Source organism: Streptomyces sp. NPDC026672 (assembly GCF_040638185.1).
Classification (GTDB): Bacteria; Actinomycetota; Actinomycetes; order Streptomycetales; family Streptomycetaceae; genus Streptomyces.
This window is the reverse complement of sequence record NZ_JBEZXS010000034.1, coordinates 17,176-39,635: the sequence shown is the minus strand read 5'-3', so window position 1 is coordinate 39,635 and position 22,460 is coordinate 17,176. Positions and strand designations below refer to the sequence as shown.

Here is a 22,460-nt window from a genome sequence, read left to right as displayed (position 1 = left end):
TAATTGATCTTTGACGGATCGGCTGTGCGGTCTGTATCCTTCGGGAAGACCTTCTATTGATTGGCGCGAAGCACGCTTCAACCGGATGAATATAGGGGGATTTCACGGATGGGGCATCAATTCGTAAGGTTAGTGGAGACGGGTATTTCGCCTGGGCAGGCCGTGCGGGGTGCGCCGGCCGGGCCCGGGACGGGGCGGGCTCGCAAGGGGGTGCGGGTGCTCTCCGTCGACAGCGAGCCCCAGGTCGCGAAGGCCCTGATCCGCAATCTGTACCGGCACGGGTTCCAGGCGGAGAGCGTGCCGACCGGGGCGCAGGCGTTACAGCGGTTCCGCAGCGTCGACCTGTTGCTCGTCGACCTGGACCTGCCCGACCTCGACGGGGTCGAGCTCTGCCGCAGCATCCGGTCCGTCTGTGACGTGCCGATCATCGTGGTCACGGCCCGCGACTCGGAGCTGGACCGGGTGCTGAGCCTGCGCGCCGGGTCGGACGACTACGTGACCAAGCCCTACAGCCTGGCCGAACTGATCGCCCGTATCGAGGCGGTCCTGCGCAGGGCCTCGCACGAGCCGGTCTCCGCCGGGGAGACCATCACCGTGGGTTCGCTCGGAATCGATCCCCGCGCCCGGCAGATCAGCCTGCACGGCAGGCCCGTGGAGGTCACGCGCAAGGAATTCGATCTGCTGTATCTGCTGGCCTCGCACCCGGACAGTGTCGTCACCCGCCGGCAGATAATGGCGCAGGTCTGGAAGGACTCCCGGTCGGCGCCGGGGCGCACTATTGACACGCATGTCAGCAGTTTGCGGAGCAAGCTCGGATCGAGCGGCTGGATCGTCACGGCCCGCGGTGTCGGTTTCCGCCTGGGACATGCCTGATCCTTTGTCGTGACGGTCACCTGGGGAATTCGGAATGATGATCGTCGCCCGCGAAGGATTCACCTGATGTTCCAGGACGTACCAGCCGCGAGAAATTCCTGGAACAGGATGTGAATTCTGGCCCGACCGGTCAATGGTGACCGGCCGGGTCGCCCCCTCCCGGAACCCGTCGTGGAATTGCCGACGGGATCATCCAACCGCCGGGATCATCCACGCGTCGGCGTGGCCCCCCGCAGGGCGTCCGTGTGCCGCGCGGGCCGGGCCGGCCTCATGCCGCACCGCGCCAGCCGGGCCGGGAGCTGGCGGCCCATGACGTGGCCGCCCCGTGCCCGGCCGCGAACGGCGACCAGCGGGCCCCTGACGGGGAACCCGGACCCGTCTCCCGCCCCCGTGAGGCGCGTGCGGCGAGCACGGTGGAGAGCGCCACCGCGACCGCGGCGACCTCCTCGGCCGTGGGAGAGCCACTGGTGATGCGCCACGAGTGCCCGGTCGCCGGCCGGGAGACGCCGGCCGCGTCGATGCCCCCTGCTGTCATGGATTTTCCTCCGAAGACGCCGACGGCCCTCGGGAACCCGGCCGGGTTCCCGAGGGCCGCCGGAACGAACCCTGTGTGCCGGTCAGACGCGCGACCGGCGGATTATTTCCAGCGCGGCCACCGTGACGAGGCCGACGAAGAGGTGCATCGTGATCAGCGTGCCGGCGGTGGCACCGTCGGTCTCCAGGGTGATCGGACCGAGGGCGCTGAGCACCGCCACCGCGCCGCCCACGTACTGACCCACCCGGAGGAACACCGGCTTCCAGCGTGCCAGGAGCACGGTGGCCGCGATGCCGATCACCGGCGCGGCCAGCGAAATGAAGATCACGTCACCGGCGCCGATCTCGTCGGGCTTGCCGTTGAGTTCCAGGACCAGTGAGGCGCCGGCGGCGTCACCGATGAACAGGACGATCAGGTCGACGATCACGGCGAGGGCGGCGGCCCCCGCCACGGCCTGCCACACGGGCAGTGCGCGTCGTGCCGGAACGGTCTGGTCGGCAGCGGGGTTGTTGCTGGTCATGGGGCCCTCCGGGCTGTCGTGCCGCGCCCCGGACCGGCGCGGATGTGGGGGAGATGGTGCGTGTGCTTCCGGCGCGGGGCCCGGCCGCCCGGGCGGTCCGTCAGGTGGGGTCCAGGGACAGGGCGTGCCGGAAGACGTTCTTGGGGTCGTAGGTGTCCTTGACTCGCTGGAGCCTGGGGTGGTTGTGCTTCCAGTACAAGAAGTACCAGGGCACCCCGGACGTGTTCTGCGCCGGGTCGCGCATGTCGATGTCCGGGTAGTTGATGTAACCGCCGTCCTGCTGGGCGTTGGGCACGGGGACACCGCCGGTCGCGGAGTGGACGTTCCTGCGCAGTGTGCGCAGCCAGTTGACCTCGCTGTCGTCCTGTGCCGCCTCTGACCAGTTGTTGGTGTACCAGAATTTCATGACGGAGTCCCGCTGCGGTATCGCCGTCGCGGACGGCGACACCGTGTTTATCCTGCAACCGTAGGCCGCAAGATAAACAAGTCCCACGCCGGAATGGGAGAGATCGGTCAACGAGCGGTAGACCGCGCCTACCTGAGTGACCGTCAGCGGCTTGCGCAGGTGGCCGCCCACGGACTTCTGGCGCGAGTACGCCCCGTAGCTCGCCGTCGGTTCCAGGGCGATCTCCAGCCAGGTGCCTTCCGTGATGTCGACCGTCGGCTGCACCCCGACACCCGCGTTCACCGCGCCGATGTAGTCGTCGTGGAGCTTGTCGGTGTTCGCGAGCGTCGCGTCCATGCGGATCTCCAGCTCGACCGTGCCCGCGAACGACGAGTGCAGCTGGAGCGAGCTGTGCATCGCCGCGTACGCGGACCCGGGAGCGCTGTTCGCGGCGTGCCAGGCGCCGTGGTTCAGCACCAGACGGGTGAAGTTGGCCTCGGTCAGCTGTGCCCAGGGCCAGCTCACGATGGTCTTGCGCATCCGCGTCGGCGGTTTGGGCAGCAGCGAGGAGGGGCCGCCCGTGGCACCCGGCGTGCGGAACCAGAACTTCGTCACGATGCCGAACCCGCCGCCGCCCCCGCCGGTGTGCGCCCACCACAGGTCGCGGTTCGGGTCGTCGGCGTCGCGGGTGGCGATCACCGTGCGGGCGCGGCCGCCCCGGTCCGCGACGACGACCTCGACGGCGTACAGGTGGTCCACGACGAGGCCGAAGCGGCGGGACAGCGGGCCGTACCCGCCGCCGGAGACGTGACCGCCGACGCCGACCTCCGGGCACACACCGCCCGGGACCGTGACGCCCCATCCCTCGTACAGGGCCTTGTAGACCTCGCCGAGCCGGGCGCCGGCCTCGACGGCGAAGGCGTTCATCGTGCGGTCGAAGGTGACGCCCTTCAGCTCCGACAGGTCGACGAGCACACGGAACTGCGGATTGTCGACCAGACCCTCGAAGCAGTGACCGCCGCTGCGCACCGTGATGCGCTGGTTGCCCGCGACGGCCTGGTTCACCGCCTTCTCCACCTGGGCGGCGGAGTGCACGAGCCAGATCTCGTCCGGCGTGGCCACGAACCGGGTGTTGTACCCGCGCCCCGCGAGCTCCGCGTACCGGGCGTCACCCGGTCTGACGATCACCTCCGGGGCGACCCGGGCGGTGGCGGCCCGGGCCGCGGTGGAGGGCAGTGCGGCGAACCCCACCGTGGCACCGGCCACCGCTGTCGCGGAGCTCAGGAACCTGCGTCGCGAAAACATGTTGGGCCCAATCTGTACTGGGATGCTGAGAACTCGCTGCATGTCGGACGTGCGCCGGGGGAGGGCTTCAGCCAAGCAGTCCCCGGGGCGCGTCACCACGTGCTTGACGTGGATCTGTCGTGCCTCGGTGCGGAGGTTGAGGTTCCGGACGCTCCGGTCAGCCGCCGGAGGCGGACCCCGCCGCCTCGCGGAGCGCCGCGAGCAGTTCGGCCTCCGACCGGGATCCGGTCAGCAGCCGGCCGCCGCCGACGAAGAACACCGGCACACCGGTGACGCCGAGGCGGCGCACCCGGTCCAGTTCGGCGCGCAGGCGGTCCGTCTCCGCCGCCCGCCGTGCCGTCCCCGGGGCGGAGTCGTCCGCCGCGACGCCGGCCTCCTCGGCGAGCCGGGCGAGGGTGGCGGCGTCGCCGATGTGCAGACCGTCGGTGAAATGGGCGCGAAAGAGACGCTCCACCATCGGCCCTGCCCTGCCCTGCCGGGCTGCCCGGGCGATGAGCAGGTGCGCCTCGAAGGTGCCGGTCGCGACGGCGCGGTCGTAGTGCAGCTCCAGGCCCTCCGCCGCCACCTGCTCCGCGAACAGGAGCGTCTGGCGCACCGCCTGCGGGCCGAACGTCCGCTCCAGTACGGGCAGCAGGGGCGCCCCCTCGGTGCCGGCGCCCGGCGCGAGCTCGAAGGGGAGGAACTCCACCTGGATCCGGTGCCCCTCGGCGCGCAGCCGGTCCGCCGCACGGGTGAAACGGGTGTAGCCGAGGAAGGAGTGGACGCAGATCACGTCGAGGGCGATCCGGACGTGCACGGTCGTCCTGGTCGTCGGGCGTTCCGCCATGGTGTGGTGCCTCCCCTGGGCCGGTGCGGTCGAGTGCCTTCTCACTGTGGCTGATTGCCGTGTTTGCGGGAGGGCAGGTCGGCGTGTTTCGACCGGAGCATGGCCAGGGAGCGGACGAGGATCCGGCGGGTGTCGGCGGGATCGATGACGTCGTCCACCAGGCCGCGTTCGGCCGCGTAGTAGGGGTGCATCAGCTCGGCCTTGTACGCCTTGACCATGCGGGCCCGCATGGCCTCGGGGTCCTCGGCCGCGGCGATCTGCCGGCGGAAGATGACATTGGCGGCGCCCTCGGCGCCCATCACGGCGATCTCGTTCGTGGGCCACGCGAACGTCAGGTCCGCACCGATGGACTGGCTGTCCATCACGATGTACGCCCCGCCGTACGCCTTGCGCAGGATCAGCGAGATCCGCGGCACGGTCGCATTGCAGTACGCGTACAGCAACTTGGCACCGTGCCGGATGATCCCGCCGTGCTCCTGGTCCACGCCGGGCAGGAACCCGGGCACGTCCAGCAGGGTGACGATGGGGATGTTGAACGCGTCGCACGTCTGGACGAACCGGGCCGCCTTTTCCGAGGCCTCGATGTCCAGGACCCCGGCGAGGGCCTGCGGCTGGTTGGCCACGACGCCGACGACCTGGCCGTCGAGCCGGGCCAGCGCGCAGATGATGTTGCGGGCCCAGCGCTCGTGGACCTCGATGTACTCGCCGTCGTCGACGATCTCCTCGATGACCTCGGCCATGTCGTACGGATGGTTGCCGTCCGCCGGGACCAGGTCGGCCAGGACGTCGCCGCGGCGGTCGGCCGGGTCGGCGGAATCGACGCGCGGGGGGTTCTCCCGGTTGTTCTGCGGGAGCAGGGAGAGCAGGTAGCGGACCTCGGCGAGGCAGGTCTCCTCGTCGTCGTAGGCGAAGTGGGCGACGCCGCTGGTCTCGGCGTGCACGTCGGCGCCGCCGAGGCCGTTCTGGGTGATCTCCTCACCGGTGACCGCCTTGACGACGTCCGGACCGGTGATGAACATCTGCGACGTCTCCCGCACCATGAACACGAAGTCGGTGAGGGCGGGACTGTAGGCGGCACCGCCGGCGCAGGGGCCGAGCATGACGCTGATCTGGGGGATGACGCCGGAGGCGCGGGTATTGCGCCGGAAGATCCCCCCGTACCCGGCCAGCGCCGAGACACCCTCCTGGATCCGCGCACCCGCACCGTCGTTCAACGACACCAGCGGAGCACCCGCCGCGATCGCCATGTCCATGATCTTATGGATCTTCGTCGCATGCGCCTCACCCAGCGCACCGCCGAAAATCCGGAAATCATGCGCATAGACGAACACCGTCCGCCCCTCCACCGTCCCCCACCCGGTGATCACACCGTCGGTGTAGGGCTTCTTCGCCTCCAGCCCGAAACCGGTCGCCCGGTGCCGGCGCAACTGCTCCACCTCCTGGAAGGACCCCGGGTCGAGCAGCAGACCGATCCGCTCCCGGGCGGTCAGCTTGCCCTTGGTGTGCTGTGCGCGGGTCGCCTTCTCGTCCGGGCCGGCCAGCGCCCGGGCCCGGAGCTCGTGCAGTTCGGCCACCCGGCCCCGCGCATCCGCGGACTCGATCGCCGGCAGCGGCCTGTCGTCCATCGTGGTCAAGGGAGTTCCGCCTCACGTGCGTCGGGAGCGCCACGCACGGCGGGGCGTCGTGTGCGTGACCGGTGGGAAGGACAGGACGGACCGCGACGACCCGTCGCCGGCCGCCACGCCGCCGTGCCCCGGCCGAGAGGCGGACGTCGTGCCGCCGCGCCCCCGCTCGGGAGACGGCCGTCATGCGGAACGGCGGCGCACGTCGTCCAGCAGGACGGCCTGCCGCACGGTGTCCGCGCGCGGGGCGCTCCCCGCGCGGACCGCGGCGACGAACGCGGCGACCGTGGCTGTGACCTGGTCGGCGGGGGGCAGCCGGATCTCCTCCGCCTCGGCGCCCCGGTGCAGGCCGATCACGGGTACGAGGTCCGCGGGTGGGGTGAAGGCCCGGTCCACGGTGATCCGGCCCTCGCTGCCCCACAGTTCGTACCGGGAGAGGTAGGAGTGCTCCATGCCGAACGTGAGGCTCGCGGTGACCCCGCCCGGAGTGGCCAGCAGGGCGGCCCCCGCGGTCTCGACCTCTCGTCCGGCACCCCGGGTGAGCCGCGCGCCGACCACGTCGAGACCGTGTCCCAGGAAGTGCAGCGCCGCCCGCAGCGGGTAGAGACCGACGTCCGCGAGCGCGCCGCCACCGAGCTCGGCGGAGTACCGGATGTCGTCGTCGGCGAGCGGGGGAATGGCGAACTCGGCACGGAACGAGCGGAGTTCACCGATGCGCCCGTCGGCGACCAGCCGCCGTACCGCCTCGTGCCGGGGGTGATGGACGAACATGACGTTCTCCATCAGGACCACGCCCTGCTTCGCGGCGAGGTCCAGGAGCCGCTCGGTGCTCTCCGGGTCCGTCGTCAGGGGCTTCTCGGCCAGTACGTGCTTGCCCGCGTTCAGCGCCGCCTCCACCCACGGGGCGTGCAGCGCGGCGGGCAGCGGCACGTACACGGCCTGGACGTCGTCGGCCCCGAGCAGTTCGGCGTACCCCCGGACGGGTCGGCAGCCGAAGCGCCGGCCGACCCGCTCGGCCCTGGCCGCGTCCCGGCTGGCGACCGCGGCCAGTTCGAGACCGGGGGAGCCGGCGAACGCGGGCAGCATCCGTCGTACCGCGATGTCCGCGCAGCCGAGGACCCCGATGCGCACCGGCCCGCTCACCGGGGGCGCGCCGCGACGGCGTTGAGGCAGGCCAGCAGCGTGCGGGCCTGCACGTTGAGGTAGTGGCCGTGGCGCACCAGCCAGGTGAGCTGGTCCGGCGTGACCCAGGCGTAGCCGGCGGGCGGATCGGCGGGCGCGTCCGATTCGTCGGCGTCGACGAGCAGGTACCGGCTCTCGGCGTTGAGGAACCGGCCGCCCTCCTCCGAGTGCACGGCCTCGTACCGGATGCGGTCCGCCGGCGCGTCCAACACCGTGTCGAGGAACAGCGGGCGTTCCTCCGCGGGCAGATGGGCGTAGTTGTCCGGTGTGTACTGCACCGTGGGGCCCAGCTCGACGGTGTCCAGGAACCCGCCCTCGACCCGGGCGTGCACCAGGACATGGGGGATTCCCTCGAACGCGCGGGTGAGGAAGGCGGTCACGCCGAGGCCCACCGGCTCGAACAGCGGCTGGCTCCAGCCGGTGACCTCGCGGTTGCCGGCCTGCACCGCCACCGCCACCACCTTGAAGTAGCGGCCCTCCTCGTGCTCGACGGTCGTCTCGCCGCGCCGCCAGCCGGGCAGCCCGGCCAGCGGTACGCGTTCGGCGTGCACGTCGTGCCGGGAGCGCTCACCCGTGATCCAGGACAGCAGCTGGGCGTCGGACAGCAGCGCGTCGGCCGCCGTCTCGGGGACGGGCAGGCAGGACAGGACGGTGCGGGAGTCCATGTTGACGACGTCGTCCCGGTGCAGGAGCTCCGCCAGCTGCCCGAGGGTGAGCCAGCAGAAGTCGTCGAGGAGCGGCACGTCGTCGTCCGTCAGCACGATCATGTTGCGGTTGGACTTGCGGTGGAACCACGAGCCGTGCTCGGACTGCAGGACGTCCGCGACGACCCGGCCGCGGCGCGGGCCGACGAAGTGCTCCAGGTACTTCACCGCCGCGCCCCGGTGGGCCTTGGTGTAGTTGCTGCGGGTGGCCTGCACGGTCGGGGACAGCTGGAGCAGGTTCGGGTTGCCCGGCTCCATCTTCGCCTGCATCAGGAAGTGCAGGACCCCGTCGAACTCCTTGCCCAGGATCCCCAGGATGCCGACCTCGGGCTGCTTGATGACGGGCTGGTGCCATGTGCGGTGGGGGCCGTCGCCGTACGGGCCGCCCCGCTCGGTGACGTGCAGGCCCTCGACGGTGAAGAACCGGCCGCTGCGGTGCACGAGGTTGCCGGTGGTGTCGTGGAACGCCCAGCCGTCCAGCCGGGCGAAGGGGATGCGCTCCACGCGAAAGGCGTTCGCGCGGCCCCGCGCGGCGAGCCAGTCGGCGAAGCCGGCGGTCGCCAGGTGTGCGCCCCGGCTGGTCGCGGCCGACAGGGCGAGCCGGTCCGCCAGCAGCTTCGCGTCTTCGCGCGGTTGAGGGGTGAGAGGCAGCATCAGGGAACTCTCCGTGTTCGACGTGTGCGGCGTGTGCGGCGTGTCCGATGGGTCCGGGCGGGTCGAGCGTGCCGCGGACGGCCGCGGAACCCTCTGCTCAGACGTACACGGATGCCGTGAAGTCGCCGAGGATCCGCCGGTGGTAGTCGGGCCCGAAGCCCATGTGGGCGACCTGCGGTACCAGGGCGCGCAGCTTCTCCGTGGAGATCACGTGCTGGCGGCCGCCCGCGTCGACGTACTCCCTGCGCGCGTCGAGCCCGAGGGCCCGCGCGAGGAGGTCGACGACGTGCTCCACCGGAACCGCGAAACCCGACGCCACGTTGACCGTCTCGGCCCGCAGGTCCGCGGCGAGCAGCCGGTCGACGACGGTGATGACGTCGCCGACGTCGATCAGGTCCCGGGCCGCGCCGCGGTGCACGCGGACCACCCCCTCGCGCAACTGCCGTACCAGCGTGGGCAGCAGCTGGTGCTCGGGCTGGTGGGGGCCGACCAGATGTCCCAGCCGGAGGATGAGGTGGTCGGCGCCGGTGTCGCGCAGCCGTTCCTCCAGGGCGAGCTTGTGCGCGCCGTAGGGGGTGCAGGGCGCCACCGGGACGTCCTCCCGGCCGGGTCCCTCGGCGAGTCCGTACATCCCGGTCGCCGCGGTGGAGAAGAAGAGCACCCGCCGGCCCTCGGCCGCGCACCGCTTCGCGACCTCGCCCAGCAGCGCGGCCTCGCGGGCGAAGTCCGCGTCCGAGGTACCGCTCGCCCAGGACACCCCCGCCGCCAGGGCGACGGTGTCCGGATGCCGGCCGGCCAGCGGGCGCAGGTTCCGCGCCAGGAAACCGTTTCCCACAACGTCCATGTATCGTCCCGATCTCTGGAGGGGAGGAGGGCCGTCCGGCTCAGCCGCGCGCGGCCACGAACTCCTTGATCGAGGCGGTGACATAGTCCAGCATCTCGTCGGTCAGCGCCGGGTAGACCCCGATCCAGAAGGTGTGCTCGGTGATGAGGTCGCTGTTGGTCAGCTCGCCCACGATCCGGTGCGGCTGGTCGATGTAGGCCGGGTGGCGGGTCAGGTTGCCCGCGAACAGCCGGCGGGTGCCGATCCTGTGGTCCTCCAGGAAGTCCACCAGTTCGGCGCGGCCGAACGCCGCCCCGGGGTCCACGGTGATCGCGAAACCGAACCAGCTGGGCTCGGAGCGCGGGGTGGGCTCGGGCAGCAGCAGCCCCGGAACGCCGTCCAGACCCTCGCGCAGCCGCCGCCAGTTGCGCTGCCGCGCCTCGATGAAGGAGTCCAGCTTCGCCAGTTGGGACAGCCCGAGCGCGGCCTGGATGTCGGTGGCCTTCAGGTTGTAACCGACGTGCGAGAAGATGTACTTGTGGTCGTACCCGGCCGGCAGCGTGCCCATCTGGTACTTGAACCGCTTCATGCACCGGTCGTTCTCGCCCGGCTCGCACCAGCAGTCCCGGCCCCAGTCCCGCAGCGACTCCACGATCCGGGCCAGGGAGAGATCGGCGGTCAGGACGCAGCCGCCCTCGCCCATGGTGAGGTGGTGCGCCGGGTAGAAGCTGACGGTCGTCATGTCGCCGAAGGTGCCGGTGAGCTTCCCGTCGTACAGCGAACCGACCGCGTCGCAGTTGTCCTCGATGAGGAACAGGTCGTACTGTTCGGCGAGTTGGGCGATCTCGGTGACCGGGAAGGGATTGCCGAGCGCATGGGCGACGATGATGGCCCGCGTCCTGGGGCCGATCGCCGCGGCCACCCGGTCGGCGGTCGTGTTGTAGGTGGCGAGGTCCACGTCCACGAACACCGGGACGAGACCGTTCTGCAGGATCGGGTTGACCGTGGTCGGGAAGCCCGCCGCGACGGTGATGACCTCGTCGCCCGGCCTCAGCCGCCGGTCCTCCAGCACGTGCGAGGTGAGGGCCGACACGGCCAGCAGGTTGGCCGACGAACCGGAGTTGGTGAGATGGGCCTTGCGGCGCTTCAGACGCCGGGCGAAGGCCGACTCGAACTTGCGGGAGCTGGTTCCGGCGGCGATGCGCATCTCCAGCGCCGCCTCCACCAGGGCCACCCGGTCGTCGTCGTCCAGCACGGCGCCGGACGGCCAGATCTCCGTCGTGCCGGCGACGAACTCCCGTGCCGGGGACGCCTCCCGGTGGAACTCGCGGACGCTGTCGAGCACCAGGTCCTTGCGGTCGCTCATGATCGTGTCCCTTCCTCGGCCGGAGCCCCGGCCGTGATCCCGAGTGGTGTGCCGGGCCGGGGGTGTTCCGGCGGCATTACGGAGGCGAGCAGTTCGCGCAGGGAGTCGTCGAGGGTGTGCAGCGGGCGCCAGCCGAGCAGAAGCCAGGCGCGGGAGACGTCCAGGCACTGCCGTGCGACGTCGGTGCGTGCGCCCGGTCCCTCGGCCGCCTCGGCCACCGGGAGCTCCAGCCCGCTGAGTTCGATCATCCGGTCGACCAGCGCGCGCATCGGGACCGCCGTGCCACGGCCCACGTTGATCACCCGACCGGCGACGTCCGCCTCCGGCGCCGCACCCGCGGCCAGCACCGCCGCGGTGACGTCACGGGCGTCCACCAGGTCGCGGGCCGCGCGCAGCGCCGGAAGGCGCAGTCCGGCGGCCTTTTCACCGCGCGCGCCGGCGCGCGCGGCCGCCCCGAGGTGCGCCGCGATGCGGCCGAAGAGACTGCCCTCCGGAACCCCGGCGCCGATCACGTTGGCGAGCCGCAGCACCACGCCGTCCACCCCGTGCTCGCGCCGGGCGCGCAGCACGGCCCGGGTGCCCGCGAGTTTGGTGCGGCCGTACGGGGTGACCGGGGCGGGCTCGTGGTCCTCGCCGGTGGCGGCGTCCGGGGCGCCCGCCCCGTACTCGTGGACGGTGCCGAGCTGGACCAGTCGCACCGGCGGGCCGGGCAGTGCGGCGAGCGCCGCGACGACCCGCTCGACCAGTGCGGTGTTGCCCGCGGCCAGCTCCGCCTCGTCGGCCTGCCAGGCCCGGCCGGCCGCGTTGACCACGACGTCGGCACCGGCCGTCGCGAGGAGCGCGGCGATCTCCCGCGGCGACGCCGTGACCAGGTCCAGGCCCACGGCCGACACCCCGGGCCCGACGGCCACGGCCGGGACCGCCGCCGCAGAGCGGGAGACCAGCCGCACCCGGGCGCCGTCCGCGGCGTACGCCGCGCCGATGCGGCGCCCCAGGAAACCGGTGCCGCCGAGGACCACGACCGAGCGCCCGGTCACCGGCCGGCGTTCAGAGCGCACGGCTCGTCCCGTGCTTGACGGCCTTCCACCAGTCGGGGTTGTCCCGGTACCAGGCGACCGTCTCGGCCAGGCCCGTCTCGAAGCCGGTCCGCGGCGCGTATCCGAGCTCCTCGCGGATCTTCGACTCGTCGATCGAGTAGCGCAGGTCGTGCGCCTTGCGGTCCGCGACGCGGCGGATCATCTCCTCGCCCGCGCCGGTCAGCTCCAGCAGCCGCGCGGTCAGGGCGCGGTTGCTGTACTCGTTGCCGCCGCCGATGTTGTAGACCTCGCCGGCCCGGCCCCCGTTGAGCACCAGGTGGATGCCGCGGCAGTGGTCGTCCACGTGCAGCCACTCGCGCACGTTGCGCCCGTCGCCGTACAGCGGGACCTGGCGGCCCTCCAGCAGGTTGGTGACGAACAGCGGGATGACCTTCTCGGGGTGCTGGTAGGGCCCGTAGTTGTTGGAGCAGCGGGTGATCGAGAGGTCCAGGCCGTGGGTGCGCCAGTACGCCCGCGCGACCAGGTCCGAGCCGGCCTTCGAGGCGGCGTAGGGGGAGTTGGGCGCCAGCGGCCACTCCTCCGTCCAGGAGCCCCGGTCGATCGACCCGTACACCTCGTCCGTGGAGACGTGCACGACCCGCTCGACCCCGCTCTCCAGCACGGCGTCCAACAGGGTCTGGGTGCCCAGGACGTTCGTGCGGAAGAACTCCCCGGCGCCCTCCAGGGAGCGGTCGACGTGGGACTCGGCCGCGAAGTGCACCACGGCGTCGTGGCCGGGCACCAGTTCGCGCAGCAGGCCGCGGTCGCACACGTCGCCGCGGACGAACACCAGGCGCTCGTGCGCGGCGGGCAGGTTCTCCCGGTTCCCCGCGTAGGTCAGCTTGTCCAGGGCGGTGACCTGGGCGCCCTCCCAGCCGCTGTACGCGTCGGCCAGCAGACCGCGGACGAAGTGCGAGCCGATGAACCCGGCCGCACCGGTGACGAGGATCCTCATGCCGCGACCTCCACCCGGGTGTGGTCGCCGACGACCAGGCAGTGGTGGCCCGTGCCGGGGCCGGTGGTGCCGACGGACGCGGCCCGCCCGATGATCGAGTCGCGCAGCCCCCGCACGCCGGTGACCGACGCCTCGTCCAGGGCGATGGACCGCTCCAGCCGGCTGTCCGTCACCACGCAGTCCCGGCCGATGGACGTGTGCGGACCCACCTGGCTGTCCCGCAGGACCGTGCCCGCGCCGATGATCGCCGGCCCCTCGACCCGGGAGCGCACGACGCGCGCGCCCGCCTCGACCACGACCCGGCCGACGAGCACGCTGCCGGCGTCGACCTGTCCGTCGACGCGCGACGCCAGGCCGTCCAGGAGGTGGCCGTTGCACTCCAGGACGTCCTCGACCTTCCCGGTGTCCTTCCAGTAGCCGTCGTAGATCCGGGCGCGGACCTCCGCGCCGGAGGACACCAGCCACTGGACGGCGTCGGTGATCTCCAGCTCGCCACGGGCGCTGGGCGTGATCGCGGCCACCGCCTCGTGGATGGCGGCGGTGAAGAAGTACACACCGATCAGGGCCATGTCGCTGCGCGGCTGCCGCGGCTTCTCCACCAGCCGCAGCACCTCACCGTCCGGGCCGAGTTCGGCGACGCCGAAGGACCGCGGGTCGGCGACCTTGTGCACGACGACCTGGGCGGCCGGCCGCTGCCGGGTGAAGTCCTCGGCGATCTCGGCCACTCCGTCGGGCAGCATGTTGTCGCCGAGGTACATCACGAAGTCGTCGTCGCCGAGGAAGCCGCGGGCGATGGACACGGTGTGGGCCAGTCCGCGCGGCGCGTCCTGGGGGATGTAGACGAGGCGCACGCCGAGCCGGGCGCCGTCGCCGAGCACGGCCTCGATCTCGGGGCCGCGGTTGCCGACGATGACCCCGACCTCCGTCACCCCCAGTTCCCGGACGGCGTTCAGGACGTGCACCAGCACGGGGGTGTTGGCGATGGGGATGAGTTGTTTGGGCATCGAATAGCTGAAAGGCCGCAGGCGGGTTCCAGATCCGCCGGCGAGCACCAGAGCCTTCATCGAGAGGTCCTCTCGGTTCGTGTGGTCATGCCGTTTCGAGCGCGTCGAGCACGCTCGCGGGCGAGGGCATGGCGGCGATCTCGCGGGAGAGGTCGCGGGCCCGCTCGCCGTATCCGTCCTTGGACAGCAGTTCCTGGCAGGAGTCCGCGATCGCCTCGGCGGAGTCCTCACCGGGCAGCAGCGTGATCGCGGCCCCGAGGGCGGCGACCCGGCGGGCCGGCTCCTCCAGCACGGCACCCTTGGGAACGAGCAGTTGGGGCACGCCGGCGTTCAGACCGGTCAGGGTGGTGACGCCGCCCCCGTGGTGGATGAGCAGGTCGCAGGTGGGCGCCACCACGTCGAGGGGCGCCCAGCCGGCCCGGACGCCCGGCAACTCGTCCCGCAGGACGTCGGCGACCGCCTCGGGCGCGGCCACGATCAGCTCGACGTCCCAGGCGGCGACGTCCTTGGCGAGACCGCGCAGGAACGCGAAGTTGTGGTCGTAGCTCTCCTTGGCGACCCGGCTGCCGGACGTCACCAGGACGCGGCGGCGCTCGCCCCGGCCGTACATCCACGGTTCGAGCCGCCGTTGGCCGTTGGCCGGTACGTAGCGCATCCGCCGGGCCGGGGCGGCGCCCGGCGGCCGCAGGCTCGGCGGGCAGATGTCCACGAACACGTCCGGCTCGGGCAGCCGGTCGAGCCCGAACCGCGCCAGCTCCGGCCGGAGTTCGGCATCGGCGCCGGGATGGATGCCGTCGGCCTCGATGGCGTCCCAGGTCTGGCGCACGTGCGGTACGCCCAACTCCAGGGCGAGCAGCGGGGCGACGTAGCTCATCGTGCCGCCGACGATCAGATCGGGCCGCCACGCGCGGCAGAACTCCAGCATCCGGGGCAGGGCGGCGGCGGCCATCCGCGCGAACCAGCGCCCGGTGAACAGGGCCTGCTCGACCGGGTCGGAGGGAATCGCCTCCGGGTTGCCGGCGCGGTCCGTGGTGATGAAGTGCCGGATGGGCAGATCGGTGGTCGCGACGCCCGGCAGGCCCGAGGAGGTGATGACCGGGACCATGTCGTCGTTCGCGGCCATGACCACCTGGTGGCCAGCGTTGCGGGCGGCGGTGGCCAGCGGGGCCAGGGCGAAGACCGTCGCCGGGCTGCCCGCCGCCACGAAGAGCATCCTCATGACGCCCCCACCGCGTCGAACCGGGAGAGGATGCCCGCCCGCACGGCCTCGGCCACGGTCGGCGCCTTCGCGTCCTTGTCCGAGATGAGCGGGTCCCCGGGGCAGTTCCAGGGCAGATCGAGTTCCGGATCGAGCGGATTGAGATCGATCTGGGTGCCCGGCACGTACGTGGTGGAGACGACGTAGCAGATACAGGCGTCGTCGGTCAGGGCGAGGAACCCGTGGCCCACGCCCTCGGGGACGTAGACGGACCGGGCGGAGTCCGCGCTCAGCTCGTTGACCCGGTGCTCGCCGAACGTCGGGGAGCCGATCCGCAGGTCCACGACGATGTCGCGCAGCGCGCCGCGGACGCAGGTGACGACCTTGGCCTGCCCGGGTGGGATGCGCACGCTGTGGATGCCCCGCAGCGTGTGCCGTCTCGACACGGAGTAGTTGATCTGCTGGGGCCGGAAGGCGACGCCGGTGGCGTTCTCCAGCGCTTCGCTGCGCAGGGACTCGTAGAATGTCCCGCGCTCGTCCGGAATCTGGTCGGGGGTGATGAGGTAGGTCCCGGGCAGGGTCATTTCCTCGATGCGCACTGCGGGCTCGCCTCTCTCGGTGTCGTGGTGGCTCCCGCGAGCCGTTCCAGGTCGGCGGCCACGGCGGCGGGGGAGGGCATCGCGGCCATCTCCGCGGCCAGCCGGCGGGCCGACCGGGCGTGGCGCGGGTCGGACAGCAGCTCGTCCAGGGCCCGGCCGACGATCCGCGGGTCGTCCTGCTGCGCCGCCATGTCGAAGGACAGCCCCGCCCCGGTCGCGGCGAGCCGGTCGGCCAGCGGGAAGTGGTCCGCCAGCTGGGGCAGCACCAGCTGCGGCAGCCCGAAGGCCGTGGCGGTCATCGCCGTGCCGGCCCCACCGTGGTGGACCATCGCGTCGCAGGTCCCGAGGAACAGGTGCAGGGGCAGCGGGTCGAGCGCCGTCACGTTCGCCGGCAGCGGGCCGACCGCCGCGCGGTGCGGCTCCGGCAGCGTGACCAGGACCTCGGTGCCGGGCCGGGCGGCGAGGGCGTGCAGCAGGTGCCGGACGAAGCGATCGCCGTGCAGGGCCGGTGTGTTGCCCAGCGACACGGCGATCCGCCGCAGCCCGGCCCGCGGACCGGGGTCCGCCCGCACCCAGGCCGGCGTCTCCGCGCCCCGGCTGTAGGGCACGTACCTGATCGGCACGCCCGCCTCGCCGCCCGGGATCCGCAGGCCCGGCGGGCACGGGTCGAGCAGCACGGTCGGATCCGGCAGCTCGCGCAGGCCGAGCCGCTCGACCGGCTCCCGGGCACCTGGGCGTACGAAGCGCCGGGCGGGGCCGGAGATGGCGTCCACCGTCCACCGGTGGTGCACCACCGGCACATCCAGCCGGGCCCCGATGATCAGGGAGCAGTACTCCAGTGGGTCGGCCACGATCAGGTCGGGGCCGTACTCCTCGGCCGTGCCGGTGTAGCGGTCGAGCAGCGCGGTGGCGTGGGCCCACCACAACCTGCCGTACCCGCCGAGCAGTTCGGGTGCCGGACGGGGCCGGGCCTGCAGGGGCCGCTGCTCCGCGGGCAGGTTCCTCAGCAGCATGGCGTCGACGTCGAACAGCTCGCCCACCCCGGTGCCGGTGAGTCCGCAGGCCCGGACCGCGCCGAGCACGTCCGGCTGGCCGAGCACCGTCACCTCGTGTCCGGCCGACCGCAGTGCCCACAACAGGGGCACCAGAGGCAGGAAATGGGACGGTACGGGGGTGACGATCACCAGTACACGCATCTGACGGACAGTCCTCTCCGGCTTCTCCGGCCTCCGCGGGGGCGGTCAGCGGCGTTCGGCCGTCAGGCGCTCCAGCAGGGGAACGACTTCGTTCGGCGCGGGCGCGGAGAGCATCCCGTCGTACAGGCGGCGGGTGCCGACGGCGAACGACGGGTCCTCCAGGAGCTGCACGAGCTGCTTGTGCAGCGTCGGCACGTCCATCGCCTCGGGGTCGGCGACCAGGCCCGCGCCCGTCTCCTCGACGTACCGGGCCGTGAGCATCTCGTCCCACATCACCAGCGGCACCACGAGCTGGGGCACCTGGAAGGCGACGGCGGCGGCGAAGGTCCCGCCCCCGCCGTGGTGGATGACCGCCGCACTGGTCGGCAGGACCTGGTTGAGCGGCACGTACTCGACCGCGCGGACGTTGTCGGGCAGGGCGCCGACCGTCGCGAGCTGCATGCTGTCGAGGGTGGCGACGACCTCGATGTCCAGGGCGGACACCGACTCGAAGAACTCGCGCATGGGGAAACCGGTGTACTTGCCGAAGATCTTGCGCCGGCTCACCCCCAGCGTCAGCACCACGCGCGGGCGTTCGGGCCGGCCGTGCAGCCACGCCGGCAGGGAGGCCGCGCCGGTGTAGGGGACGCGCCGGACCGGGACGTGCGTCACGTCCAGCGGCTGCCGCATCCTGGACTGCGTCAGGTCGAGGGTCCACTGGCCGAGCAGCATCTCGTCGCTGAACTCCAGCCCGTACCGCTCCAGCAGCGGACCGAACCAGCTCAGCCAGGGATGCTCGGTCAACTCCGAGTCCGGGTCGGCCAGTTCCCGCTTCGTCCGCTCGTGGATCACACCGACGTTGTCCGTGCCCCAGACCAGACGGGCGTGCGCGGCGCCGCTGACCCGCGCGGCGATGGGCGCGGGGAACATCAGCGGGTCCCACAGCACCAGGTCGGGCTGCCAGGCGCGGGCGAAGTCGATCAGGTTGTCCAGCACGGGCCGGCGGCCGCCCGGCTCCTCGGGCTCGGGGTAGTGCAGCCGGAACATCCCGGTGAAGATTGCACGTGCCGTGCGCCAGCCCTCCGTCTCGTACGGTTCACCGGAATCGAAACCGAGCGAGGGACGGTCCGGCTTGATCTCCCCCGTGTGGATGCCCAGGGCCCGCGGCAGTTCCTCCGACGTGCCCAGGGGGATGGCCGTGAGCCCGGCCGCGCTGATGTTCGCGATCACCTCGGGGTCCACGACGCCCGCGTGGCTCGCCACGACGACCTCGTGCCCGGCGCTCTGCAGTGCCCAGGCCAGCGGCACGACGGGATACAGGTGTGCCGTCGCCGGAAAGATGGTGAACAGGACACGCATCGTGGGAACTCCGTTCGGGTTCGGGTGCACGGGGCGGGGGTGCGGGGAACTGACTGGACGGGCACGGCGTGCGTGGGGAACAGCGCGATCAGGACGCGGTGTCGGTGTCGGTATCAGTGGTGCGGGTGCGGGTGCGGGTGCGGGTGCGGGTGCGGGTGGCGCAGGCGACGAGCGCACCCGTCGCCGACACGGCGGTGAGGAGCACGAGCGCGCCCCCTCGGCCGGCGCCGAGGGACGCGGCCACGGACGGCAGCACGAGCACCGCGCCCAGTTGCACGGCCGTCTGGTAGACCGGCACTGCGGCACCACGGTGCTCGGCCGGGATCCCGGCCGTGGCCTGGAGGTTGAGGGCCGCGAAGGACAGCACGAAGCCAGCCTCGACGAGCAGCAGCGCGGGCAGCACGCCGGTGGCGTACGACCCGGGCGCCCCGGTCAGCAGGGCGGTCGCACAGCCGAGCAGCGCGGCGCGGCTTCCGGCCCTGATCAGCCGTTCGGTGCCGAAGCGCGCCACCGCCCGGCCGGCCAGGGGCAGCGTGAGCGCCAGGGGCAGACAGGCCGGCAGGAACGCGAGTGCGGTACGCCAGGAACTCCACCCCCACCGGTCGTGCACCTCGTGGACGAACAGCAGCAGCAGGCCCAGATAGGTGCCGTTGAGGGTGGCCGCGCACACCGCCGAGCGCCGGAACGGACCGTTGCGCAGCAGCCGCGCCAGGGTCGCCCCCAGCGGCGCCGCGGGCGCAGGCGCCGTGTCGCGGGGGATGAGCCGGAACCCGGCCACCAGCAGCAACAGGGCGACCGGGGCCGGCAGTACCGGGTTCCAGCGCCAGCTCAGCCCGGTCAGGGCCCCCGAGCACAGCAGCCCCGCGGTGAAACCGGCCGCCCCGAAGAGCGAGTACACCGATACCGCCCGGCGCTGCCCGGCCCCCGGCCGGAACGTGGTGCTGATGATCGCGAGCCCGGTGGGGGCGGTCAGCGCCGCGCACATGCCCTTCACCACGCGGGTGGCGATCAGCACCGCACTCTGGCCGGTGAGGCCGCCGGCCACCGAGGCGGCGACGAACACCGGCAGCGCCGCCAGGTACACCCGCCGCCGGCCCCACCGGGCGACGAGCCGCGGCCCGAGCAGCAGCAGCGCCGCGAAACCGGCGGCGAAGCCGCTCATCACCCACTGGCTGCCGAGCGGCGACAGCCCGAGGTCCCGTTCCATCGCCGGCAGGGCGACCAGGACGACGGAGACCTCCATGGCGTCGATGAGCATGTTGCCGGCGAGCACGAGGAGCAGGGCCCGCCGTCCGGCGCCGGTACGGGACGCGGGGCGGGAGGAGAGCGTCGTCATGCGGGTGGCCCTCCGCCCCGTCAGCCGAGCAGGGTGCCGCCGCTGGCGTCCAGGTAGGAGCCGGTGATCCAGCGGGAGTCGTCGCTCGCGAGGAACGCCACCACGTCCGCGACGTCCCGGGTCTCGCCGACCCGGCCGAACACCGAGTAGCCCGCCATGGCCGCCACCGCCTCCGGGTCGTCGAAGACCGGCGAGCCGTTGTCGGTGATGCCCGGGCCCACGCTGTTCACGGTGATGCCGCGGGGCCCGAGGTGTTTGGCGAAGTGCAGGGTGAGCTGGTCGATCGCGCCCTTGGTCATCGCGTACGCCACCTCCTGCGGGTTGGCGACCCGGGTCAGGCCCGAGGAGATGTTGATGATCCGGCCGCCGTCGGGGAGGTTGTGCAGCGCGCGCTGCACGAGGAAGTACGGTGCCTTGGCGTTGACGGCGAACAGCCGGTCGAACGCCTCGGGCGTCAGGTCCTCCGGGGCCACGCCGCCCATGACCCCGGCGTTGTTCACCAGGATGTCGAGCGTGGTGGCGCCGGTGCGTTCCTTCAGTTCCCGCTCCAGCGCCAGGAACAGTTCGTGGACGTCGCCGGGCACCCCGAGTTCGGCCGTCACCGGGAAGGCCCGGCCGCCCTCCTTCTCGATGGCGGCGACGGTCTCGTCGGCGGCCGTGCGGTTGCCGGCGCAGTGCACCGCGACGAGCGCTCCCTCGCGGGCCAGCCCGAGCGCCGTGGCTCGGCCGATGCCGCGGCTGGAGCCGGTGACGAGCGCGGTCTTTCCGGTCAGTTTGCCCATGGTGTTCCTCCGGTGCGTGGTGTGCTGACGATTCGGTCCGGGAGCGCCGTGCACGGCCGGGCCGCCGGGCTCCGTCATGGCCGGGCCGCCGCCGTCGAGCCCGCTGATCATCGCGGCGAGGTGGCGGCGGGCCGCCGCGATGCCGAGGAGTTCCCGGAACACCGTCCGCACGCCGTCCACCGCGGGCCCGCCGAACAGCAGCTGGGCCTGCGCCTCGATGTTGCCGAGCACGCGCGCGCCCACCGGGTGGCGGACGGCGTGGTAGGTGTCGAGCAGTTCCGCGCCGGCCCGGCCGGTGAGGTGCGCGGCGAGCTTCTCGCCGAGGTCCGCCGCGTCCTGGAGGCCGAGGTTGAGGGCCTGCCCGCCCACCGGAAGCTGGACGTGGGCGGCGTCACCGGCGAGGAACACCCGGCCGATGCGGTAACGGGCGGCCTGCCGGCGCTCGTTGTGGAACGCGTTGAGCCACAGCGGCCGGGCGCCGCCGAGGTCCTCGCCGGTGACGCGGGCCCACACCGCGCGGACCTCCTCGAAGGAGGGGTTTTTGGATCCGCCGGGGACCCGGTCGAACGCGTGCACCATGACGCGGGTGACGCCGTTCGCTCCGCGGCGGGCGTTGGCCACCCCCTCCGGGTGCCGCTCGAAGCGCCGTTCCCGCAGGTCGATGCCGGTCAGGTCGGCGCGCAGCAGCTCCTTGGTGGGGCCGGTCCCGGGGAACGCGAAGCCGGCCAGCCGCCGTACGGTGCTCTCCTCGCCGTCGCAGCCGACGACGTAAGCGGCGCTCAGCCGCAGCCGCCCGCCCGCCGGTGTGGTCGCGACGACGTGCACCCGGTCCGGTGCCTCGGCCAGAGCGGTCACCGTGTGGCCGCGCCGCACCTCGGCCCCGAGCCCGGCCGCCCAGTCGGCCAGCACGGCCTCGACCAGGGTCTGCGGAGCCTTCCACTGGCCGGCGTACGGGCTGTCGCCGGCCTCGGCCAGGTCGAGGGGGACGCCGCCGAAGTGGCCGGGCCCGGCGTCGGGCGGCGGCCCGAGCCGCTCGACCAGGCCCCGCCGGTGCAGCAGTTCCATGGTGCGGGCGTGCAGGACCGACGCCCGCGACTCGGTGCCGGGCCCGGTCAGCCGCTCCAGCACGGTCACCCGCGCCCCGCCCGTGCGCAGCTCCCCGGCGAGCAGCAGACCGACCGGTCCGGCGCCGACCACGAGCACATCGGTGTCCAGCGTGCCCATGGTCAGCGCTTGTTCTCGGCGTAGTCCTTGGCGTGGCCCAGGGTGGCGCGGCTGTTGGCGCTCAGCGCACCGTGGACGTACGCCCGGGCGTCGGCGACGCTCGCGCCGGGGCCCAGCACGGCGCTGATGTTCGCCGTGTTGAGGACCACGGTGTGCTGCGAGGTCGCGACAGTGCCGCCGTCGTTCTCCGTGAACGTCCAGCGGCCGGTGTGCAGGGTCATCAGCGCGGGCAGGGTGACCTGCTTGTAGGCGATCGTGTGGGGCGGGAAGACCACCCGGTACGACTTGGTGGTGTGCGTCGAGCCGTCCTTGGCGCGGGTGTCCATCTCCAGGACCTGCAGACCCGGGGTGTCCTCCGAGAAGCGGACGGAGGCCACGTGCGGCAGCCGCTCCTCCCACCGCCCGGCCTCGTTGACGAAGTCGTAGGCGTCCTTGACCGTGCCGGCGATCTGCACGGTGTCCTCGAAGGAGAACGTGATCTCCTCGGAGGCGTGGGCCAGTTCGACGTTGGTCTTCAACGCGGCCAGCTCCGAGCGGGAGTTGCGGTCGACGGCCTCGTCGATCCACTTCAGGCCGTCCGGGTCGTCGCCGACGGCCCGGTAGTCGTGCAGCAGCCGCACCCGCGACGACGTCCCGGACAGCGGTTCGATGATCCAGGTGCCGCCCATGGCGGCGACCGGCGGTGTGGAGACCTCCTGGCGGAACGTGATCCGCAGGCGCTCGGCGTCCAGAGTGCGGCGCGAGATCCAGTTCTTCGCCTCGCCGTTGGCGGTGGCCCAGATGCGGATGCGCTCCTCGTCCGCGCCCCGCTCGACGTGGTCGACGTAGAGGGTCGGCGGGAAGATCCGGGGCCAGTTCGCCACCTCGGCGATCAGCCGGTAGACGGCGGCGGCCGGGGCGTCGACGGTGACGGTGTGCTCGACCTGACGGGTCGTCATGGTGTGCTCTCCTCCGTGT

At 72.4% G+C, this 22,460-nt stretch carries 20 protein-coding genes; 1 reads left to right on the top strand and 19 read right to left on the bottom strand.

Features of this window, described 5'->3' with window-relative positions:
* Positions 1 to 216: 216 nt before the first annotated feature.
* Positions 217 to 873, top strand: coding sequence for a response regulator transcription factor (locus tag AB0F77_RS31710; protein ID WP_361955116.1), 657 nt, complete (start codon positions 217 to 219; stop codon positions 871 to 873).
* Positions 874 to 1,141: 268 nt separating this feature from the next.
* On the opposite strand, the gene AB0F77_RS31705 is transcribed toward AB0F77_RS31710, so the two are convergent.
* From AB0F77_RS31705 to AB0F77_RS31615, 19 genes are all read right to left on the bottom strand, one after another.
* Positions 1,142 to 1,408: a hypothetical protein gene (locus AB0F77_RS31705; RefSeq protein WP_361955115.1), complete on the bottom strand. Its 267-nt coding sequence runs from the start codon at positions 1,406 to 1,408 to the stop codon at positions 1,142 to 1,144.
* Between the two features lie 82 nt (positions 1,409 to 1,490).
* Positions 1,491 to 1,928, bottom strand: coding sequence for a DUF6069 family protein (locus AB0F77_RS31700; protein WP_361955114.1), 438 nt, complete (start codon positions 1,926 to 1,928; stop codon positions 1,491 to 1,493).
* 100 nt (positions 1,929 to 2,028) lie between these two features.
* Positions 2,029 to 3,564, bottom strand: coding sequence for an FAD-binding protein (locus tag AB0F77_RS31695; protein ID WP_361955113.1), 1,536 nt, complete (start codon positions 3,562 to 3,564; stop codon positions 2,029 to 2,031).
* A 211-nt stretch (positions 3,565 to 3,775) separates the two neighbouring features.
* Positions 3,776 to 4,444 carry a DsbA family oxidoreductase gene (locus AB0F77_RS31690; protein ID WP_361955112.1) on the bottom strand — a complete coding sequence of 223 codons (669 nt, stop codon included), beginning with the start codon at positions 4,442 to 4,444 and terminating at the stop codon, positions 3,776 to 3,778.
* Positions 4,445 to 4,485: 41 nt separating this feature from the next.
* On the bottom strand, positions 4,486 to 6,078 hold the full coding sequence (locus tag AB0F77_RS31685; RefSeq protein ID WP_361955111.1) for an acyl-CoA carboxylase subunit beta: 1,593 nt from the start codon (positions 6,076 to 6,078) through the stop codon (positions 4,486 to 4,488).
* A 171-nt stretch (positions 6,079 to 6,249) separates the two neighbouring features.
* A complete protein-coding gene (locus tag AB0F77_RS31680; RefSeq protein WP_361955110.1) occupies positions 6,250 to 7,197 on the bottom strand; it encodes a Gfo/Idh/MocA family oxidoreductase in 948 nt (315 codons plus the stop codon).
* Between the two features lie 8 nt (positions 7,198 to 7,205).
* A complete protein-coding gene (locus AB0F77_RS31675) occupies positions 7,206 to 8,606 on the bottom strand; it encodes an NDP-hexose 2,3-dehydratase family protein (protein WP_361955109.1) in 1,401 nt (466 codons plus the stop codon).
* 97 nt (positions 8,607 to 8,703) lie between these two features.
* Positions 8,704 to 9,450, bottom strand: a complete 747-nt coding sequence (locus AB0F77_RS31670) for an NAD-dependent epimerase/dehydratase family protein (protein ID WP_361955108.1) — start codon at positions 9,448 to 9,450, stop codon at positions 8,704 to 8,706.
* Positions 9,451 to 9,490: 40 nt separating this feature from the next.
* Entirely contained in the window at positions 9,491 to 10,795 is a 1,305-nt protein-coding gene (rfbH, locus tag AB0F77_RS31665) for a lipopolysaccharide biosynthesis protein RfbH (RefSeq protein ID WP_361955107.1), read from the bottom strand.
* Entirely contained in the window at positions 10,792 to 11,853 is a 1,062-nt protein-coding gene (locus AB0F77_RS31660; RefSeq protein ID WP_361955106.1) for an NAD(P)-dependent oxidoreductase, read from the bottom strand. Before AB0F77_RS31660 ends, rfbH begins: the two co-directional genes overlap by 4 nt.
* On the bottom strand, positions 11,843 to 12,826 hold the full coding sequence (gene rfbB / locus AB0F77_RS31655) for a dTDP-glucose 4,6-dehydratase (protein WP_361955105.1): 984 nt from the start codon (positions 12,824 to 12,826) through the stop codon (positions 11,843 to 11,845). The genes AB0F77_RS31660 and rfbB overlap by 11 nt, the downstream gene beginning before the upstream one ends.
* The gene (locus tag AB0F77_RS31650) at positions 12,823 to 13,890 is read right to left on the bottom strand and encodes a glucose-1-phosphate thymidylyltransferase (RefSeq protein ID WP_361955104.1); all 1,068 of its coding nucleotides are present in this window, start codon (positions 13,888 to 13,890) and stop codon (positions 12,823 to 12,825) included. Before AB0F77_RS31650 ends, rfbB begins: the two co-directional genes overlap by 4 nt.
* Before the next feature lie 25 nt (positions 13,891 to 13,915).
* Positions 13,916 to 15,049, bottom strand: coding sequence for a nucleotide disphospho-sugar-binding domain-containing protein (locus AB0F77_RS31645; protein ID WP_361955103.1), 1,134 nt, complete (start codon positions 15,047 to 15,049; stop codon positions 13,916 to 13,918).
* The gene (gene rfbC / locus AB0F77_RS31640) at positions 15,046 to 15,627 is read right to left on the bottom strand and encodes a dTDP-4-dehydrorhamnose 3,5-epimerase (RefSeq protein ID WP_361955102.1); all 582 of its coding nucleotides are present in this window, start codon (positions 15,625 to 15,627) and stop codon (positions 15,046 to 15,048) included. The genes AB0F77_RS31645 and rfbC overlap by 4 nt, the downstream gene beginning before the upstream one ends.
* The gene (locus AB0F77_RS31635) at positions 15,609 to 16,823 is read right to left on the bottom strand and encodes a nucleotide disphospho-sugar-binding domain-containing protein (RefSeq protein ID WP_361955101.1); all 1,215 of its coding nucleotides are present in this window, start codon (positions 16,821 to 16,823) and stop codon (positions 15,609 to 15,611) included. The genes rfbC and AB0F77_RS31635 overlap by 19 nt, the downstream gene beginning before the upstream one ends.
* 45 nt (positions 16,824 to 16,868) lie before the next feature.
* A complete protein-coding gene (locus AB0F77_RS31630) occupies positions 16,869 to 18,161 on the bottom strand; it encodes an activator-dependent family glycosyltransferase (protein WP_361955100.1) in 1,293 nt (430 codons plus the stop codon).
* Positions 18,162 to 18,249: 88 nt separating this feature from the next.
* Positions 18,250 to 19,497, bottom strand: a complete 1,248-nt coding sequence (locus AB0F77_RS31625; RefSeq protein WP_361955099.1) for an MFS transporter — start codon at positions 19,495 to 19,497, stop codon at positions 18,250 to 18,252.
* Positions 19,498 to 19,517: 20 nt separating this feature from the next.
* Positions 19,518 to 21,503 (bottom strand): SDR family oxidoreductase, encoded by a 1,986-nt coding sequence (locus AB0F77_RS31620; RefSeq protein WP_361955098.1) that lies wholly within the window; start codon positions 21,501 to 21,503, stop codon positions 19,518 to 19,520.
* Between the two features lie 2 nt (positions 21,504 to 21,505).
* On the bottom strand, positions 21,506 to 22,441 hold the full coding sequence (locus AB0F77_RS31615) for an aromatase/cyclase (RefSeq protein WP_361955097.1): 936 nt from the start codon (positions 22,439 to 22,441) through the stop codon (positions 21,506 to 21,508).
* Between the last annotated feature and the right edge of the window lie 19 nt (positions 22,442 to 22,460).

Bases quoted from the DNA above. Each gene is read 5' to 3' on its own strand.
- AB0F77_RS31705 (WP_361955115.1), bottom strand. From the start codon at position 1,408: ATGACAGCAGGGGGCATCGACGCGGCCGGCGTCTCCCGGCCGGCGACC.
- AB0F77_RS31700 (WP_361955114.1), bottom strand. From the start codon at position 1,928: ATGACCAGCAACAACCCCGCTGCCGACCAGACCGTTCCGGCACGACGC.
- AB0F77_RS31690 (WP_361955112.1), bottom strand. From the start codon at position 4,444: ATGGCGGAACGCCCGACGACCAGGACGACCGTGCACGTCCGGATCGCC.
- AB0F77_RS31675 (WP_361955109.1), bottom strand. From the start codon at position 8,606: ATGCTGCCTCTCACCCCTCAACCGCGCGAAGACGCGAAGCTGCTGGCG.
- AB0F77_RS31670 (WP_361955108.1), bottom strand. From the start codon at position 9,450: ATGGACGTTGTGGGAAACGGTTTCCTGGCGCGGAACCTGCGCCCGCTG.
- rfbH (WP_361955107.1), bottom strand. From the start codon at position 10,795: ATGAGCGACCGCAAGGACCTGGTGCTCGACAGCGTCCGCGAGTTCCAC.
- rfbB (WP_361955105.1), bottom strand. From the start codon at position 12,826: ATGAGGATCCTCGTCACCGGTGCGGCCGGGTTCATCGGCTCGCACTTC.
- AB0F77_RS31650 (WP_361955104.1), bottom strand. From the start codon at position 13,890: ATGAAGGCTCTGGTGCTCGCCGGCGGATCTGGAACCCGCCTGCGGCCT.
- AB0F77_RS31645 (WP_361955103.1), bottom strand. From the start codon at position 15,049: ATGAGGATGCTCTTCGTGGCGGCGGGCAGCCCGGCGACGGTCTTCGCC.
- AB0F77_RS31635 (WP_361955101.1), bottom strand. From the start codon at position 16,823: ATGCGTGTACTGGTGATCGTCACCCCCGTACCGTCCCATTTCCTGCCT.
- AB0F77_RS31630 (WP_361955100.1), bottom strand. From the start codon at position 18,161: ATGCGTGTCCTGTTCACCATCTTTCCGGCGACGGCACACCTGTATCCC.
- AB0F77_RS31625 (WP_361955099.1), bottom strand. From the start codon at position 19,497: ATGACGACGCTCTCCTCCCGCCCCGCGTCCCGTACCGGCGCCGGACGG.
- AB0F77_RS31620 (WP_361955098.1), bottom strand. From the start codon at position 21,503: ATGGGCACGCTGGACACCGATGTGCTCGTGGTCGGCGCCGGACCGGTC.
- AB0F77_RS31615 (WP_361955097.1), bottom strand. From the start codon at position 22,441: ATGACGACCCGTCAGGTCGAGCACACCGTCACCGTCGACGCCCCGGCC.